Below are 17432 nucleotides of genomic sequence, written 5' to 3'. Positions count from 1 at the left end.
CGGACGAGCGCGATGCGCTCGGCGCGCTGGCCTCGACCGCACCGGGTTCGGACACCCGGCTCGCGCCGAGGGCCTGGCTCCACACGGACGCTCCCTCCCTGTCACTCGACGGGGAGTGGGACTTCCGGTGGTCGCCGGTCGCGGACGTCCCGGTGCCGGGGTCGGAGGCGGAGTGGGGCAGCCTCCCCGTGCCGTCGCACTGGGTCCTGCACGGTCACGGCGCGCCGAGCTACACGAACCTGCAGTACCCGTTCCCGATCGACCCGCCGCACCCGCCGGAGGAGAACCCGACGGGCGACCACCGCCGCACGTTCGAGGTCCCCGCGACCTTCGATGCGGCGGCCCGCGTGCTGCTGCGCTTCGACGGCGTGGAGTCGCACTTCCGGGTGTGGCTGAACGGGTCCCTCGTCGGCTGGTCGACCGGATCGAGGCTCGCGACCGAGTTCGACGTGACCTCGCTGCTCGTCCCGGGCACGAACGAGCTGCTCGTCCGGGTGCACCAGTGGTCCGCGGCCTCGTACCTCGAGGACCAGGACCAGTGGTGGCTGCCCGGCATCTTCCGGAGCGTCACGCTGCTCGCGCGGCCGACCGCAGCGATCGACGACGTGTTCGTCCGGGCTGGCTGGACCTCGACCCTCGGTGACGCCGCGACCGCCGGCACCGCTGCGTCGGGCCGGCCGGAGACCGGTACCGGGACGATCACGTTCCCCACGCTCGACGCCGCGTTCCCGGTGCGCTTCCGGGTGCCCGGCCTCGGTGTCGACGTGACGTGGGCCTCGGCCGACGAGGTGGCGCCGATCACCCTCGAGGGCGTCGAGCCGTGGAGCGCCGAGGTGCCGAAGCTGTACGACGCCACGCTCGCGACCGGTACGGATGCCGGCGGCCGTGCGGGCGGCGAGACCGTCTCGCTGCGCCTCGGCTTCCGCACGGTCTCGATCGAGGGCGACCGGTTCCTGGTCAACGGCGAGCGCGTGGTGTTCCACGGCGTGAACCGGCACGAGACGCACCCCGTGCGGGGCCGCGTCTTCGACGAGGAGCACGCACGAGCGGACATGGCGCTCATGAAGCGCAACAACGTCAACGCGATCCGCACCTCGCACTACCCGCCGCACCCGCGCGTGCTCGACCTGGCCGACGAGCTCGGGTTCTGGGTGGTCCTGGAGTGCGACCTCGAGACCCACGGCTTCCTGTTCACCGACTGGGTCGGGAACCCCTCGGACGACCCGGCCTGGCGCGAGGCGTACCTGGACCGGATCGCCCGGACGGTCGAGCGCGACAAGAACCACGCGTCGATCGTGATGTGGTCGCTCGGCAACGAGTCCGGCACCGGGCGGAACCTCGCCGCGATGTCGCAGTGGGTGCACGACCGCGACGACGAGCGCCCCGTGCACTACGAGGGCGACTACACCGGCGCCTACACGGACGTGTACTCGCGGATGTACCCGACGCTGCAGGAGACCGAGTCGATCGGCGGCGGCCCGGAGACCCCGCTGCTCGGGTGCGGTCCGGCCGAGGCCGCACGGCAGCGGTCGAAGCCGTTCCTGCACTGCGAGTACGTCCACGCGATGGGCAACGGTCCGGGCCAGATCCAGGAGTACGAGGACCTGGTCGACAAGTACCCGCGCCTGCACGGCGGGTTCGTGTGGGAGTGGCGCGACCACGGGCTGCTGGCGCAGACGGCGTCGGGTGCGGACTACTACGCCTACGGCGGCGACTTCGGCGAGGTCGTGCACGACGGCAACTTCGTGCTGGACGGCCTCGTGCTGCCCGACGACACCCCGACCCCCGGTCTCGCGGAGTTCGCGGCCGTCGTCGCCCCGGTCCGGTTCTCGGTGTCGGACACCACCGTGCTCGTCGAGAACCGGTACCACTCGGCCTCGACCGCGGGGCTGCGCTTCCGATGGACCCTGTCGCGGAACGGCGTCGAGGAGGCCGGCGGCCGCCTCACCCCCGGAGTCGTCGCCGCGCGGCAGTCGGCGACCGTCCCGGTGCCCGACGAGGTCCTCGCGGCCGCCGCGGACACCGCGTCCCTGGCGCCTGGCGACGAGCTGTGGTTCGACGTGACGGCGGAGCTGGCGGGGCCGACGGCCTGGGCGGACACCGGCCACGTCGTCGCACGCACGCAGCGGCTCGTGGCGAGCCGCGAGGCGGAGGTGCCCAGGGCCTCCCGGCAGGGCTGGGACGGCGACCGTCTCGGCGAGGGGACCTTCACCGCCCGTGGCGACCTGGTGTCCTGGAAGGGGCACGAGGTGGCCGGGCCGCGGCTCGAGCTGTGGCGGGCGCCGACGGACAACGACAGCCTGGCCTCGCAGGGCGGCTACGAGACGGCCGATCCGGTGCTGACGAAGGGCGTCGGTGAACCCGACGCCCCCGCGTCGGCGGTCCGCTGGCGCGAGCGTGGGCTCGACCGGCTGACGCACCGGCTCGTGTCGGTGTCACGGACCGACCACGGGCTGGAGCAGCGCGTCCGCGTGGCGGCGGCGAACAGTGGATGGGGCGTCGACGTGACGCACCGCTGGACGCTGACCGACGACGGGCTGCTGCTGCAGACCGACGCCGTGCCGTTCGGGGCGTGGGACGTGACCTGGCCGCGGATCGGCGTGCGGTTCGACCTGCCGGCGTCGGTGCTCGACACCGATGCCTCGTGGTTCGGGACCGGACCGGCGGAGTCGTACGCGGACTCGTCGCACGCGGCCCGCGTCGGACGCTTCAGCGCTCCGGTGCGTGCGCTGACGGTCGACTACTCGATGCCGCAGGAGACCGGGCACCGGCCCGGGCTGCGGACGCTGTCGGTCGGGCCGTTCACGGTGTCGACCGTCGGGGCGCACCGGGCGGGCTTCACGCTCTCGCCGTGGACCGCGCAGGAGCTCGGGCGCGCGATGCACCCGTACGAGCTGCCGACGCCGGAGCACGCGTACCTGTACCTCGACGCGGCGCAGCACGGGCTGGGGTCGCGGGCGTGCGGCCTCGACGTGCTGCCGGAGCACCAGCTGTGGCCGCAGGCGTTCTCGTGGAGCGTGGTGCTCGGGTAGCGGGGCGCGCGGGCGCGCGCGGTCGAGTCGAACCACGGATCCGACATCGAACCAGCCCTCGGGCCTGGTTCGATGTCGGATTCGTGGTTCGGCAGCCGCGGCAGCCGCCCGCCCGCGCTACTCCCCCGCTGTGAGGGCGCGCAGCGCCTCCGGGTCGGACGCGTCGAGGAACTCGGTCAGGCGCTCGGGCTCGCCCGGCTCGTCGATCGCCTCGGCCGCGCGGCGCAGGGCGAACAACGCCCGGAGCACGCCACGGTTCGGCTCGTGCGACCACGGCACCGGCCCGGCACCGCGCCAGCCGGCCTTGCGCAGGGCGTCGAGGCCGCGGTGGTACCCCACGCGGGCGTAGGCGTAGGACTCCAGGGTCGCACCGCGCTCCCAGGCTTCGTCGGCGAGGAGCGCCCACGCCAGGCTCGACGACGGGTGCGACACGACGACGCTCGAGACGGGGGCGTCGGCGGCGAGCGCGGCGGTCACCTCCGGTTCCTCCGGCAGCAGGGTGGCGGGGTTCGCGGTCGGGTTCGGCAGCAGGTTCTCCGGCATGCACCCAGCCTGTCACCTCCCGCCCCGGAACAGGTACGGTGGGTGACACCTCGTCGTCACGCGGGGCAGCCGGGGCGGGAGACCGACCGGCAGCACGGGTGGCGGACACGGGGGTCCCCGACGGAACGAGCAGCCGTGCAGTCGATCACCGGTACCGCGCAGTCCTCGCGCTGACACCGTGATCGTCGCGCCCCGTCGGGCGCGTCCGCGCCGCCGACCCCTCCGGTCGCCGCGGATCCGGTGTCGTGCGCCCAGCTCACGATCCGGGAGGCACCCCCATGCCCGCAGCACCGTCCGTCGTCCTGCACGACCTCACCTTCACCTGGCCCGACGGCTCCGTCGCGCTCGACCACCTCACCACTGCGTTCGGCCGCGGCCGCACCGGCCTGGTCGGGAGGAACGGCGCCGGCAAGTCCACGCTGGTCCGGCTCGTCACCGGCCAGCTCCACCCCACGTCCGGCTCGGTCACCACGACCGGCCCGGTGGACCATCTGCCCCAGCGCCTGCACGCCCGTCCCGAGGACACCGTGGCGGACCTGCTCGGGGTGGGTCCGGCGCTGACGGCGCTCCGCGCGGTCCTCGACGGGGACGCCTCGGAGGAGCACTTCGACGCGATCGGCGACGACTGGGACGTCGAGGAGCGCGCCGCCGCCGCGCTCGCAGGCGTCCCGGGGCTCGACGGTACCGACCTCGACCGGCCCGTCACGACACTGTCCGGCGGGCAGGCGGTCCTGACGGCGGTCGCCGGCATCCGGCTGCGAGGCCGTCCGATCGCGCTGCTCGACGAGCCGACGAACAACCTCGACCGCCGTGCCCGTGCCGCCCTGCTCGACCTGGTCGACGGGTGGAGCGGCACCCTCGTCGTCGTGAGCCACGACCGGGAGCTGCTCGAGCACGTCGACGAGACCGTCGAGCTCCGCAGCGGATCAGCGACGGTGTTCGGCGGGACGTTCAGCGCGTACGAGGAGCAACTCGCCGTGCAGCAGGCAGCCGTGGAGCGCGAGGTCCGGGTGGCCGAGCAGCGCCACCGGGCCGAGCAGCGGCAGCGCATCGAGGCCGAGACGACGATCGCGCGCCGGGCGAAGGCGGGTGAGAAGGCGGGCCGCTCGATGCCGAAGATCCTGGCGAACGAGCAGCGGAAGCAGGCGCAGGAGACCGCCGGTCGGCTCCGCACGGCGCACGGTACGGCCGAGGCGCAGGCACTGTCGGCCGTCCGCGAAGCCGAGCTGCGGCTCCGCGACGACGAGACCCTGCACGTCGCGCTGCCCGACCCGGACGTCCGCGGGTCGAGGCGGATCGCGACGATCACCGTCCGTGGACGGGACACCGTCGTCCAGGGGCCGGAACGCCTGGCGGTGACCGGGGACAACGGCGTCGGCAAGACGACGCTCCTCGACCAACTCGTCGGCGCGCCGGGCGCTCGTGAACACCCGCTGCCGGAGACCTCGGCAGTCCCGCACGTCGACCGGATCGGGTACCTGGAGCAACGGCGGGACGCGCTGGACGACGACGCCACCGTCCTGGCGAACGTCCGGCGGGACGCACCCCACGTACCCGACAGGGAGCTCCGGAACCAGTTGGCACGGCTGCTCGTCCGCGGGGACACCGTCGGCCGACCGGTGCGGTCGCTGTCGGGCGGCGAGCGCTTCCGGGTCGCGCTGGCCGCCCTCGTGCTGGCCGACCCGCCGCCGCAGCTGCTCGTGCTCGACGAGCCGACGAACGACCTCGACCTGACGAGCGTCGACCAGCTCGTCGACGCGCTCAGGGCGTACCGCGGCGCCCTCGTCGTCGTCAGTCACGACGAGACGTTCCTCGCGCGCCTCGACCTGACCGGGCGGATCGAGCTGCGGTAGGCCCGGCCTACCGCTTCCGGGTCGGCCGGATCGCGAGCGACTCGATCGTGCCGCGCTCCGGCAGGTCGACGACGGTCCGGACGGCGGCGGCGACGTCCTCGGGCGCCAGGTAGTAGGCGGTGTCGTAGTCCTCGCCGAGCTTCTCGGTCAGGGCACGCTGCATGTCCGAGTCGGTCCGCCCCGGGTGCACGCTCGACACCCGGACGCCGTTCGCCCGCTCCTCTTCGCGCAGGGCGTCGGCGAAGGCCCGGAGCGCGAACTTCGACGCCGCGTACACCCCGCCGCCGGGGCCCGCGGTGAAGCCCGAGCCGCTGTTGATCGGCACGACGATGCCCCGAGCGGCCCGGAGCGCGGGGAGCGCCAGCCGGGTCAGCTCGGCGACCGCGAAGACGTTCGTGGCGAACACCTGCTCCCAGACGTCGCGCGTAGTGTCGGCGATGCGCGTGCCCTGCTCGACGCCCGCGCTGTGCACGAGGACGTCGAGCGACTCCGGCAGTTCCGGCACGTCGCCGGCGCCGAGGTCGCCGACGAAGGGCGCCGCACTCGGCAGCGCTGCGACGAGCTCGTCGACGGCCGCCGCCTTGCGGCCGCCGACCAGGACGTGGTGCGTCCGGCCGAGGTCCAGCGCGATCGCCCGACCGATCCCGCGGGTGGCCCCGGTGACGAGGGCGGTCGGACGGTCGGCGGCGGGTGCGGTGTCGGTCATGCCTCCCACCCTACGGAGCGGGCGTGACGGACCGGCACCGCGCCTCCAGGCCGTGGAGGGCGGTGCCGGCCGCGGCTGCTGTGCAGGAGCTGCTCAGTCCTTCGTGCGCCCGGCGCTCTCGCGGATCTTGATCCCCTCGAGCACGTCCTGCGCGTGCTTCTCGTCCTGCTTCTCGATCTGGCGTGTGTCGCGCTCGGGGAGCTGGATGTCCTCCTCGGCCCGGATGCCGGCCTGCAGCTGGCGACCGCGCTCGAGCTCCGCGTCGAACTCCGCACCGAAGAGCAGCGCGTTGTTCGTGATCCAGATCCACAGCAGGAACACGATCACGCCACCGAGGGAGCCGTACGTCGCGTTGTAGTTCGAGAAGTTGCCGACGTAGAACCCGAAGCCGACGCTCGCGATGATCCAGATCACGATCGCGACGATGGCACCACCGCTGACCCACTTGAACTTCGACTGCCGGATGTTCGGCGCCCAGTAGTACAGGACCGCGACGACGGCGACCATGATGACGAGCAGGATCGGCCACTGCACGATCGAGACCACGAGCGCAGCGGCGTCGCCGAGGCCGATCACGTCGCCGAACGCCCGGGCGAGCGGGCCCGAGACGAGCACGAGCAGGCCGATGACGAGCAGCACCACGGTGAAGACCGTCACGCCGAGCATGGTCGGACGGAGCTTCCAGATCGGTCGGCCCTCGCGGACGTTGTAGATGCGGTTCATCGCGCGACCGAACGCGCCGACGTACCCGGAGGCCGACCAGAGGGCACCGAGCACACCGACGATGAACGTGATCGGGGCCGCGGGCGAGCGGACGAGTCCCTCGACCGGGTCGCGCAGGAGCTCGGCGACCTGCCCGCCACCGACGTTCGTGACGACGTCGAGCAGGGTGTCGATGGTGTCCTTCGGGTTGGACACCAGACCGAGGATCGAGACGACCGCCAGCAGCCCGGGGAAGAGCGCGAGCACCGTGTAGTACGTCAGGCTCGCCGCGAGGTCGGTGCACTGGTCACCGGTGAACTCGCGGAGTGTCTTCTTCAGCGTGTACGTGAACGAGGGCTTCGTCAGGTCGGTGGGGCTGTCCGGCTTCCGGGGGTCGTCCGGCGCCGGCTTGTGCTGCATGTCGTGCTGCAGGTCGTGGTCCTTGCGCGCCATGGTCTAGCCCTTCGCCTTCAGCGCGGCCTTCGCCGCGGCCTTCGACCGCTTCGCGGCCTGCTTCCGGTTCTTGTTCGCCCGCCGCTGCACCGCGACGATGCCGACGCGCTGCTTCACGCGGTTCTTGTGCGCCGGGTCACGCTCGAGGGCCTCCTCGGCCGCCTTCCGACGGGCCTTCCGTGCCGTGCGACCGCCCTTCGCCTGGTCGGGATCGACCGCACCGCGGGCACCGAACGGCAGCAGGGCGGTGAACGCCGTCGAGGCCGCCGGCTCGTCGAGGTGCCCGGCGTCGGTCCGCCCGATGCGGGTGCCGAGGACGATCGCCGCGATGCCGGTCGCAGCCGTCACCGCCATGGCCACGAGCGGGGTGGGGTCACGGTGCCAGCGCTGCCGGGCCTTCGCCACCGCGAGCCGGGTGCGAGCGGGCACGTCGGAGCGCCGCCTGATCTCGCTGACGCTGTCCGTCAGGCGTTCGCGGGTCCGCACGTTGGCGAGCTCCAGCTCGGGGATGCTGTCCTTGGCCATGCATCGTGCCTACCAGGCGGTACCCGGCACCGCACCGAGGAGCCGCGGTCTACGGTGCAGGCCATGCTCTTCCGGGACGTCGCCGAGGGGATCCACCGCCTCGAGATCGCACACACCAACACGTACCTCGTCGAGACGGGTGACCAGCTGCTCGTCGTCGACGCGGGGCTCCCCGCCGCGTGGCCGCACCTGCTGCTCGCCGTGCACGACCTGGGGTACTCGCCCGATCGCGTCGAGGGCCTGCTGCTGACGCACGGGCACTTCGACCACGTCGGCACCGCGGCGCGGATGCACCGGGAGTGGGGTACGCCGGTGTTCGTGCACCCGGGCGACCGGGACCTGGCGGCGCACCCGTACTCGTACCGGCCGCAGACGAACCGCTTCGGCTTCGTCGCGGTGCACCCCGGCGGGCTCGCGCCGTTGGGCCGCATGCTGCTGGCCGGTGCGGCCACCGTCGACGGGATCGACGACACGCTGCCGCTGGAGTCCCGCGCCGATGTGCCCGGGTCGCCGTGGATCATCGAGACGCCCGGACACACGGACGGGCACGTGGCGCTGCACTTCGCCGATCGGGATGCGCTGATCGCGGGCGACGCTCTGGTCACCTTCGACCCGTACACGGGCGGGATCGGCCCGCGGGTGGTCGCGCCGGCCGCGACGTCGGACGTCGACGAGGCGGTCGCGTCGCTCGGTCGCCTCGAGGACACCGAGGCGCGGCACGTCCTGCCCGGCCACGGCCCTGCGTTCGACCGGGGCGTCCGCGCCGCGGTCGCGCAGGCCCGGCGGGTGGCCGGCGCCGCGTAGCGGCGCGCGGCGCGTGGCCGCGGCGCGCTCGGACCGTACCGCGAGAGCGACAGCGTGCGCTGAACGGTCCGCGTCGGTCTGTCGCTCTCGCGGCAGTGACGGTGAGCGGGATGACGGACGGGAGGCGCGTGGCGGCGCCGCCCCGCGCCTCCCGACCGTCGCAGCGCGCGCTCCCCCGTGCCCGCTCCTTCCCAGAACGGACGCGATGGCTGGCGGGAACGGGCGTACCTGGTCGAACGGAACGATCAGGGACGCTCGGATCCACCAGGCACGCCCGGAACCTCCGGGCAGGTCGCACCCGGGCAGGACCCCCGGCTCCGGGCTGCCCTACTCGGGCAGGACCACGTCCTCGGGGCGACCGGACGCGGCCGAGCGTCCCGCTGCCTCCATCAGCGCGAGGCTCCGGAGGTTGTCACGACCGCTCGTCTCGGGCGCCGGGCCACCCTCGACCGAGCGCGCGAAGGCCTGCAGCCCACCCTGCCGGTCGGTGTGCTCGAGCGTCGGCAGGTCCACGGCCTCGGCCTCGGCGTCCTGGTCGGCCCGCAGCGTCACGCGGTCACCGGCGATCTCGCTCGGCGACCCGTCACGGCTGGTGAACCAGATCTCGCCGTCCTCGCCCTGGATGCTCCACTCCCCCGCCCACGCGGTCCGGGGCGCACGCGAGAGCCAGCTGCCCCGGTAGCTCACGACCAGGCCGTCCTCGAGCTCGATGATCATCGACGTGACGGCCTCGTCCTGGTACTTGCTGTAGCTCGGGTACGACGCCCGGGCGTACACGCGGACCGCCTCGAGCCCGGTGATCATCCGGAGCAGGTCGAAGTGGTGGATCGCCATGTCGTTGATCATCGGGTGCGGGAACCGGTAGTGCGGGTAGGTCTCGACGGGCTGGTCGTTGTCCCACTGCCGGAAGTCGATGCTGATCGCCGACAGCTCGCCGAGTTCCTTCGCCGCGAGCAGGTCCTTGACGGCGCGGGGCGCCGGGTACCAGCGGTAGTTCTGGCTGACCTGCAGCACGAGCCCGAGCTCCTCGGCCCGGCGGACCGCGGTGAGCGCTTCGTCGGTGGAGTTCGCGAACGGCTTCTCGACCAGGACGTGCTTGCCGGCCTCGAGGGCCTCGAGCGCGAGCGGCACGTGCGTCACGGCCGGCGCGGTGATCACGACGGCGTCGGCCTCGACCCCGGCGAGTGCCTCGGTCAGCGAGGCGAACGCGGCCGACTCGGGCAGGTCCAGGTCCTCGCGCACGGCGTCCAGCGTCGCGGGGACCGGGTCGACGAGCCCGACCACCTCCACTTCGGTGACCTGCGGGATGGCGGTGCGGGCCCAGTTGCCGCCCCAGCCTCCGAGACCGACGTGGATGATGCGGACCGTCATGCGTGCACTCCTTCGTGACCGGCGCACCACGACTCCCGCGGCGCGTTCGTCCAGTCTGTCAGGCCGGCGACGAGTGTCGCGCAGGGGACCCCGGCGGGCGGGCGATGGAGCAGCAGACGTCGAGTGCGTTCCCCCGACCCGACGTCGTCTGCTCCATCGACGAACGGCGCGGGGGGACGTGGGCGGGCGCGGGTTGACGACCCGCGCGTCAGTGCGCGTAGGCGTAGGCGATGAGGGCCATCGTCACGATGAACCCCGCCAGGTAGTTGATCCAGAGGAAGCGCTTCCACCCCGCGTTCGCCGATCCCGCGCCGTCGTCGGTGACGTTCCACCAGGGCAGCACGTTGAGCGCGTACGGCACGACGACGACCGCCGCGATCGGCCCCGGGAAGTCCGAGAACAGCAGCGCGACACCGGCCACGAGGTACGCCACGAACGCCAGGCGCACCGTCGCCCGGGCACCGATGACGGTCGCCACGGAGCCGATCCCGCCGGCGCGGTCGGCCAGGACGTCCTGCACGGCGCCGAACGCGTGCGAGGCCACGCCCCACAGGAAGAACGCCACGCACAGTGCGACGAGCTGCCCCGTCCAGTGCGGCCCGGCGAGCGCGAGCCCGTAGACCGCCGGGGAGACGAAGTGCGTCGACGACGTCAGCGAGTCGAGGAACGGCTTCTCCTTGAACCGCAGTCCCGGCGCCGAGTACGCGATCACCGCGAAGACGCTGATCGCGAGCACCAGCCACGACCACGGTCCGTTGCCGCTCAGGGCGCCGAGCACGACGAGCGCCACGAGGAACGGCACGTTCGTGACGACGACGGCCCACAGCGTGGTGCGGTGGACGCTCTTGTCGAGCAGCGCGCCCTCGACCCCGCCCTTGCGCGGGTTCCGCAGGTCGGACTCGTAGTCGAACACGTCGTTGATGCCGTACATCGCCAGGTTGTACGGCACGAGGAAGTACACGACCCCGACCAGGAACGCGACGAGCGAGAACCCGCCCCCGCCGTCGACGCCGACCCCGCTGCCGAGCAGGTACGCGGCGCCGAAGGGGTAGGCCGTGTTCACCCAGCTGATCGGTCGCGACGACACGAACAGGGCGCGCAGGGTCGACGGCCTGGAGGCGGTGGTGGCGTTCACGGGGTCTCCTCCGGTCGGCGGGATGGCTGCGTCGGGCGTTCCGACAGTACCGGGCGCTCGTCGCGCGGCCGACGCGGCCGCTCCAGCAGGACCCAGCAGCTCGGCAGCAGCAGGGCGGCGCCGATCGAGTAGGCGAGGTCCTCGACGGGGAACAGCCCGACCCGGGCCCCCGAGATCAGGGTGTCGTCGTACGCGACGATCCCGAGCCCGACGATCACGTTGTTGAAGACGCCGGTCATCACGAGCAGGACGACGCCCGCGGCGACAGCGCTGACGACACCGACACGGCGCCGGCCGGCACCACGTCGGCGCGCGGCCACGGCACCGGCAGCCACGGCGACGAGCGCGGCGAACGCCAGGAACGGCACCGCGAGCATGGCGTAGGTCGCCGTCCCGGTCATGCGCGGGACTCCTCGTCGGACCCGCCCGGAGCCCCCGAGCGGTCGAGCCGCCTGGCCACGACCGGGCGCAGGGCACCGAACAGGTCCATCGTCGTCCAGCAGAGCAGCAGGAGGAAGAAGACCTCCTCGAGCGGGACCTCCGGCGCGAGCAGCACCCCCGTCAGCAGCTCGTTCTGCCCGATGAAGAAGACGCCGAGGTGCACGCCAGCGACGTCCCACACCATGAAGAACACGAGCCCGATCACCATCACCGCGGCGGCGCGCAGGGGGCTCCGCCAGAAGAACAACCGGTACCGGGCGTCGAGCACCGCGATGCCGGCGATCGACACGAGGAGTCCGGCGAGGTACGCCCCCGGCATCAGCCCGCGGTCCGGGCGGCCGCCACCGTCGACGAACCGGCCGGACCCGACGCCGACCCCGACGCCGGTGCCGGTGCCGGTGCCGGTGCCGGTGCCGGCAGCGGCGTCGGCAGCGGCTCGGTCGACGTGTCGCCGTGGATGCGCTTGAGCAGCACCTCGGCACTGATCAGGCACATCGGCAGACCGATGCCCGGGGTGGTGGAGGCGCCCGCGTAGTAGAGCCCGTCGACCTTGGCGGAGACGTTCTTCTCGCGGAAGAACGCGCTCTGCGCCAGCGTGTGCGCGGGCCCGAGCATCGAGCCGCTCCACGCGTTGTAGTCGTCGGCGAAGTCCTGCGGCCCGATCGTGCGGCGCACCCGGATGCGGTCGCGCAGGTCCGGCACCCCGGCACGCTCGGCGATGACGTCGATGGCCCGGTCGGCGATGCGCTCGACCTCCGCGTCACCCGCGCCGTCGATCCCGCCCTTCCCGATGGACAGGTCGGCGGGCAGCGGCACGAGGACGAACAGGTTGCTCGACCCCTCGGGTGCGACGGTGTCGTCGGTGAGCGAGGGCGCGCAGACGTAGATCGACGCCGGGTCCGGCACGTGCCGGTCCTTCCCGAAGATCGCGCCGAAGTTGGCCTCCCAGTCGGCGGTGAAGACGAGCGTGTGGTGCAGCAGTCCGGGCACGGGACCGTCGACGCCGAGGTACGCGAGCACGGCGCTCGGCCCCGGGTCGCGCTTGCGCCAGTGCGGTTCCGGGTACGTCCGGTGCTCCGCGTCGAGCAGGTGCAGCTCGGTGTGGTGCAGGTCCGCGGCGCTCACCACGAGGTCGGCGGGCACGGTGTGCTCCGCTCCGGACGCGTCGCGGTGGACGACGCCCGTGACGTGGCCGTCCTCGACCACGATCCGCTCGACGGGCGCACCGGTCGTGATCGTGGCGCCCTCGCGGCGGGCGACCCGTTCGACGGCCGCGATGACCTCGGTGATGCCGCCCTTCGGGTAGAGCACGCCGTCCGCCAGGTCGAGGTGGCTCATCAGGTGGTACATGCTCGGCGCGGCGTACGGGCTCGTGCCGAGGAACACCGCCGGGTACCCGAGGACCTGCCAGAGCCGGCGGTCGCGGACGGCCTTCGACGCGAACGTCGACAGCGGCTGCAGCAGGAGCCGGGCGAGCTTCGGCAGGCGTCGGAGCACGTCGGGGGCGGCGAGCTTCGTCAGGTCCGCGAACGTCGTGTACAGGAACCGGCGGACCGCCATCGCGTAGGTGTCCGCGGCGGAGTCGAGGTACTTCCGCATCCGCTCGCCGGCGCCGGGCTCGATCGACTCGAAGAGCGCGATGTTCGCCTCGCGGTCGGCGCGCAGGTCGATCGGCTCGTCGTGGCCCTCGCTGTACACGCGGTACCCCGGGTCGAGCCGGACGAGGTCCATCTCGGCGTCGGCCGTGGTGCCGAGCAGGCGGAAGAAGTGGTCGAAGACCTCGGGCATGAGGTACCAGGACGGGCCCGTGTCGAACCGGAAGCCGTCCCGCTCCCACGACCCGGCGCGGCCGCCGAGCTGGTCGCGCTGCTCGAGCACGGTGACGGTGTAGCCGTCGCGCGCGAGCAGCGCGGCGGACGCGAGTCCGCTGATGCCACCGCCGACGATCACGGCACGTCGGGCCGGCACCGCGCGCTGCGACGCGCGCTGGGTCGGACGGGAGGCACGGGGCGGGGTCATGCACGGCCTCCAGACCGGTGGGTGGTGGCGCGGGACGGCAGCGGGGCGCGACCCGCGAGGACGCGCGCGGCGAGCTGCGCCTTGACCGGGTTCGGGACGCGGACGCGCGTGGCGATGAGCCGGTCCGCCGGACAGGCCGCGATGCGGTCGTTGAGCTCCTGGAACAGCGCGTGCGCGAGAGCGACGGCCTTGCGGGCGTCGGCCGGGAGCAGCGGGACCGTCAGCGCGGCACGGTCGAGGTCCGCCTGCACGTCGGCGACCAGGCGCTCCTTCGTGGCCTCGTCGAAGGTGCGGATGTCGACGCCGGGGAAGTACGAGCGGCCGAGCACCTCGAAGTCGGCGTGCAGGTCACGCAGGAAGTTCACCTTCTGGAAGGCCGCCCCGAGCGCCCGCGCACCGTCGACGAGCACGGCGTCGTCGAACGTCGGACGCCCTGCGCGGTGGACGAACGCCCGCAGGCACATCAGGCCGACGACCTCGGCGGAGCCGTACACGTAGCGGTCGAACGACTCCTGGTCGTGCTCCGTGCGCTCGAGGTCCATGCGCATCGACGCGAAGAACGGCTTCGTGAGCTCGGCGCCGAAACCGGTCGTCCGGGCGGTGCGGGCGAAGGCGTGCACGACGGGGTTCACCGAGAACCCGAGCGCCATCGCGCGCTCCGTGTCCGCCTCGAGCTCGTCGAGCACCGTCCGCGCCAGGTCGTGGTCGAGCCCGGCCTCGGTCGCGGGGCCGTCGACGACCTCGTCGGCCACGCGGACCAGGGCGTAGACGTTGCGGATGTGCTCGCGCGTGTCCTTCGTGAGGAGTCGGCTCGCGAGCCCGAACGAGGTGGAGTAGCGCGCGATGACGACCCCGGAGGCGGCCTCGGCCGTCGCGTCGTAGAGAGGCAGACGCGGTGGTGCGGTCTGGGTCACCGCACGCGCTCCAGCAGTTCGGACACCAGGTGCTCCAGTCGTTCGGCGAGCTCGTACGGCAGGGCCGCGAGCTCGGCGCGGGCGAGTGCGGCGTGCTCGGCGATCCGGGACTCGGCCGCCGCCCTGGCGCCGCAGGTCTCCAGGGTCGCACGCAGTTCGGCGGCGCGCTCCTCGGTCAGGTCGGGGTCGCCGAGGTACGGCGCGATGTCGTCCCAGCACTCGGTGGTCGCGGCGTGGGCGATGAGCATCGTGCGCTTGCCCTCGCGCAGGTCGCCGAGCACGGACTTGCCGGTCACGGTCTCATCGCCGTAGACCCCGAGCAGGTCGTCGACGATCTGGTACGCGATGCCGATCTCGCGGCCGAACGCACCGAGCGCCTCGACGACGGACTCGGGCGCACCGGCGAGCACGGCGCCGGACTGCAACGGCGCCTCGAACGAGTACACACTCGTCTTCGCGCGCTCCATGGCGAGGACCTCGTCGACGGAGGGCATCACGCCCAGCGCGAGGTCGACGTCCGTCATCTCGCCCGCGGCGCTCGCGAAGACGGCGTCGTCGAGGATCTCGAGCAGGCGGGTGCGACGCTCGCCGGTGACGCCGGACGCCTCGACGAAGCGGGCCGCGGCGACCAGGGCGAGGTCGCCGGCGATGATCGCGGCGCTCACCCCGCGGTGCTCGGCGGTGGGCAGTGCGAGCCCGCCCGTGGTGCCGGTGTCACGGAAGGACCCGGCGACGTTCGGTTCGCCGCGGCGGGACCAGTCGCGGTCGATGACGTCGTCGTGCACGACGAGCGCGGTGTGGAGGAGCTCGTAGGCGGCGGCGACGTTCGCGGCGGCGTGGGCGTCCGTGCCGCCGAGCCCCGCGTAGGCGGTGAGAACCATGCGGGGACGGAAGCGCTTGCCGCCGATGCTCGCACGACGGAGCACCCGCCAGAGTTCCTCGGACGGTCTGCCGAACCGACGCGCACGAGCCGACGACACCGCGAAGAAGCGTTCGATGCAGTCGTCGACCAGTGCGAGGTCGATCTGCGCCACGGTGGCCGCTTCCTCGCTCATTGGCCTAACCTATCGGGGCAGATGAACACTTTCCCGGAAACCGTGGTGCTGCTGGCCGACGACCGTACCCCGGTCGGGACGGCGGACAAGTTCACGGTGCACACCGACCACACGCCCCTCCACCTCGCGTTCTCGTGCCACGTGCGGAACGCCGACGGCCAGGTCCTCGTGACCCGTCGCGCGCTGTCGAAGAAGACGTGGCCGGGGGTGTGGACGAACACCTTCTGCGGCCACCCCGGCCCGGACGAGGCGTTCGAGGACGCGATCGCCCGACGCGCCTCGCGCGAGCTGGGCATCACCGTCCGCGACGTCGAGCTCGTCCTGCCCGACTTCCGGTACCGCGCGGTCGACGCGTCGGGCATCGTCGAGAACGAGGTCTGCCCGGTGTTCCGCGCCGTGACCGACGACGTGCCGGCGCCCGCGGACGACGAGGTCGCCGAGTACGCCTGGGTCTCCGAGGAGTCGTTGCGCGAGTCGGTCAGCGGTGCACCCTTCGCCTGGAGCCCCTGGCTCGGGTGGCAGCTCGCGGAGCTCGAGCAGCAGGGCCTGCACGTCACCCGCTGAGCGATCGCTCACTCGACGCACACCAACCCGCCGGGTATCGTGACCCGTTGGTCGCGCCCTGGCGACCACGGACGACGAGAAGGGCAGGTGAGGCGCGATGTCGGGTGACCATCCTCGATCGGGCCGGACGACCGCCCCGGTCGTCACCGCGCCCGTTCGCTGACGCACGCCCCGCTCCGGCCACGCCGGAGCACGTGCACGCCCTGCTCCGGCCGCCGGAGCGTCGCACCGGCCTGCTCCCGAGCACGAGGAGCACGACATGGCACGCATCGACAACGCCGTCTACGTCGCAGGACGACGCGTCGGCAGTCCGACGACCCTGTCGCACGACACCCCGGGCGACCTGGCGTGGATCGGGCTGCTGCGCCCGGACGACGCGGAGCTCGAGGCCGTGGCGTCCGAGTTCGGGCTGCACGAGAACGCCGTCGAGGACGCCCGCAAGGGACACCAGCGCGCCAAGCTCGAGCGGTACGGCGACACGCTCTTCCTGGTGCTCCGACCGGCCTGGCACCGCGCGGACACCAACGAGGTCGAGTTCGGCGAGGTGCACCTCTTCGTCGGGCGGCAGTTCGTGGTGAGCGTCCGGCACGCCGAGGAGCCCGACCTCGCCGCCGTGCGCTGCCGGGTCGAGGCGGACCCGGAGTTCCTGGCGAAGGGGTCCGAGGCCGTCACGGCCGCCGTGCTCGACGAGATCGTCGACGGCTACGCCCCGGTCGTCGCGGTGATCCAGGACCAGGTCGACGCCATCGAGGACCAGCTCTTCGCGGGCCAGGTCGACCCCGGCGTCTCGAAGCGGATCTACCAGCTGCTCAGCGAGGTGCTCGCGTTCCAGCGGGCGACCGCTCCGGTGCCCGCCATGGTGCGCGGGCTCCTGCGCGGCGCCGACAAGTACGGCGTCGACGACGAGGTGCAGCACCGGCTCCGCAACGTGCTCGACCACGCGCTCCGGGTCACCGAGCGCGTGGACTCGTTCCGCGCCCTGCTCGAGAATGCGCTCACGCTCCACTCGACGCTCGTCACCCAGGAGCAGAACGAGGCCATGCGGCGCATGACGAGCGCCTCGCTGGCCCAGGGTGAGGAGAGCCGACAGCTCGCCCGGGCCGCGCACCGCCAGGGCGAGGAGGTCAAGAAGATCTCGTCGTGGGCGGCGATCCTGTTCGCGCCCGGGCTCATCGCCGGTGTCTACGGCATGAACTTCGACCACATGCCCGAACTGCACTGGCGGTACGGGTACCCGGTCGCGATCGTGGCGATGCTCGCCCTGGCGGGGGTCCTGTGGCTCGTGTTCCGGAAGCGCAACTGGCTCTGACCCTGC

The 17432-nt window shown here is 72.8% G+C and carries 16 protein-coding genes; 5 read left to right on the top strand and 11 right to left on the bottom strand.

Going from position 1 to position 17432, the window contains the following annotated elements:
* Positions 1 to 26 precede the first annotated feature (26 nt).
* Positions 27 to 3032 (top strand): glycoside hydrolase family 2 TIM barrel-domain containing protein, encoded by a 3006-nt coding sequence (locus DEJ22_RS01945; RefSeq protein ID WP_111226960.1) that lies wholly within the window; start codon positions 27 to 29, stop codon positions 3030 to 3032.
* A gap of 117 nt (positions 3033 to 3149) precedes the next feature.
* Here the strand turns inward: DEJ22_RS01945 and DEJ22_RS01940 are convergent, their stop codons facing one another.
* On the bottom strand, positions 3150 to 3575 hold the full coding sequence (locus DEJ22_RS01940) for a DUF3151 domain-containing protein (RefSeq protein ID WP_111226815.1): 426 nt from the start codon (positions 3573 to 3575) through the stop codon (positions 3150 to 3152).
* 278 nt (positions 3576 to 3853) lie between these two features.
* On the opposite strand from DEJ22_RS01940, the gene DEJ22_RS01935 reads away from it, so the two are divergent.
* Positions 3854 to 5428: an ABC-F family ATP-binding cassette domain-containing protein gene (locus tag DEJ22_RS01935; protein WP_111226816.1), complete on the top strand. Its 1575-nt coding sequence runs from the start codon at positions 3854 to 3856 to the stop codon at positions 5426 to 5428.
* Positions 5429 to 5435: 7 nt separating this feature from the next.
* Here the strand turns inward: DEJ22_RS01935 and DEJ22_RS01930 are convergent, their stop codons facing one another.
* The 3 genes from DEJ22_RS01930 to DEJ22_RS01920 form a co-directional block, all read right to left on the bottom strand.
* Entirely contained in the window at positions 5436 to 6134 is a 699-nt protein-coding gene (locus tag DEJ22_RS01930; protein ID WP_111226817.1) for an SDR family oxidoreductase, read from the bottom strand.
* A gap of 93 nt (positions 6135 to 6227) precedes the next feature.
* Positions 6228 to 7289 (bottom strand): YihY/virulence factor BrkB family protein, encoded by a 1062-nt coding sequence (locus DEJ22_RS01925; RefSeq protein WP_258379602.1) that lies wholly within the window; start codon positions 7287 to 7289, stop codon positions 6228 to 6230.
* 3 nt (positions 7290 to 7292) lie between these two features.
* Positions 7293 to 7814, bottom strand: coding sequence for a hypothetical protein (locus DEJ22_RS01920; protein ID WP_111226818.1), 522 nt, complete (start codon positions 7812 to 7814; stop codon positions 7293 to 7295).
* A gap of 63 nt (positions 7815 to 7877) precedes the next feature.
* Here DEJ22_RS01920 and DEJ22_RS01915 point away from each other — a divergent pair, with 63 nt between their 5' ends.
* Positions 7878 to 8618, top strand: coding sequence for an MBL fold metallo-hydrolase (locus tag DEJ22_RS01915; RefSeq protein ID WP_111226819.1), 741 nt, complete (start codon positions 7878 to 7880; stop codon positions 8616 to 8618).
* Between the two features lie 327 nt (positions 8619 to 8945).
* Here the strand turns inward: DEJ22_RS01915 and DEJ22_RS01910 are convergent, their stop codons facing one another.
* The 7 genes from DEJ22_RS01910 to DEJ22_RS01880 form a co-directional block, all read right to left on the bottom strand.
* A complete protein-coding gene (locus tag DEJ22_RS01910; RefSeq protein ID WP_111226820.1) occupies positions 8946 to 9989 on the bottom strand; it encodes a Gfo/Idh/MocA family protein in 1044 nt (347 codons plus the stop codon).
* A 208-nt stretch (positions 9990 to 10197) separates the two neighbouring features.
* Positions 10198 to 11124 carry a prenyltransferase gene (locus DEJ22_RS01905; RefSeq protein ID WP_111226821.1) on the bottom strand — a complete coding sequence of 309 codons (927 nt, stop codon included), beginning with the start codon at positions 11122 to 11124 and terminating at the stop codon, positions 10198 to 10200.
* Complete coding sequence (locus DEJ22_RS01900; RefSeq protein WP_181430738.1) at positions 11121 to 11525, bottom strand: lycopene cyclase domain-containing protein; 405 nt, start codon at positions 11523 to 11525, stop codon at positions 11121 to 11123. The genes DEJ22_RS01905 and DEJ22_RS01900 overlap by 4 nt, the downstream gene beginning before the upstream one ends.
* The gene (locus DEJ22_RS01895) at positions 11522 to 11884 is read right to left on the bottom strand and encodes a lycopene cyclase domain-containing protein (protein ID WP_111226822.1); all 363 of its coding nucleotides are present in this window, start codon (positions 11882 to 11884) and stop codon (positions 11522 to 11524) included. The genes DEJ22_RS01900 and DEJ22_RS01895 overlap by 4 nt, the downstream gene beginning before the upstream one ends.
* On the bottom strand, positions 11884 to 13584 hold the full coding sequence (gene crtI / locus DEJ22_RS01890; RefSeq protein ID WP_111226823.1) for a phytoene desaturase family protein: 1701 nt from the start codon (positions 13582 to 13584) through the stop codon (positions 11884 to 11886). Before crtI ends, DEJ22_RS01895 begins: the two co-directional genes overlap by 1 nt.
* Positions 13581 to 14498 carry a phytoene/squalene synthase family protein gene (locus tag DEJ22_RS01885; RefSeq protein ID WP_111226824.1) on the bottom strand — a complete coding sequence of 306 codons (918 nt, stop codon included), beginning with the start codon at positions 14496 to 14498 and terminating at the stop codon, positions 13581 to 13583. Before DEJ22_RS01885 ends, crtI begins: the two co-directional genes overlap by 4 nt.
* Positions 14495 to 15553, bottom strand: coding sequence for a polyprenyl synthetase family protein (locus DEJ22_RS01880; protein ID WP_111226825.1), 1059 nt, complete (start codon positions 15551 to 15553; stop codon positions 14495 to 14497). The genes DEJ22_RS01885 and DEJ22_RS01880 overlap by 4 nt, the downstream gene beginning before the upstream one ends.
* Positions 15554 to 15574: 21 nt before the next feature.
* Between DEJ22_RS01880 and idi the strand changes: the two genes are divergently transcribed.
* Both idi and DEJ22_RS01870 read left to right on the top strand, forming a co-directional pair.
* A complete protein-coding gene (gene idi, locus DEJ22_RS01875; RefSeq protein ID WP_111226826.1) occupies positions 15575 to 16117 on the top strand; it encodes an isopentenyl-diphosphate Delta-isomerase in 543 nt (180 codons plus the stop codon).
* Between the two features lie 259 nt (positions 16118 to 16376).
* Positions 16377 to 17426: a magnesium and cobalt transport protein CorA gene (locus tag DEJ22_RS01870; protein WP_111226827.1), complete on the top strand. Its 1050-nt coding sequence runs from the start codon at positions 16377 to 16379 to the stop codon at positions 17424 to 17426.
* Positions 17427 to 17432: the final 6 nt, after the last annotated feature.

Source organism: Curtobacterium sp. MCSS17_007 (assembly GCF_003234175.2).
Taxonomy (GTDB): Bacteria; Actinomycetota; Actinomycetes; order Actinomycetales; family Microbacteriaceae; genus Curtobacterium.
Note: the sequence above shows the minus strand (reverse complement) of the source record. Positions and strands in the feature narration are given on the sequence as shown.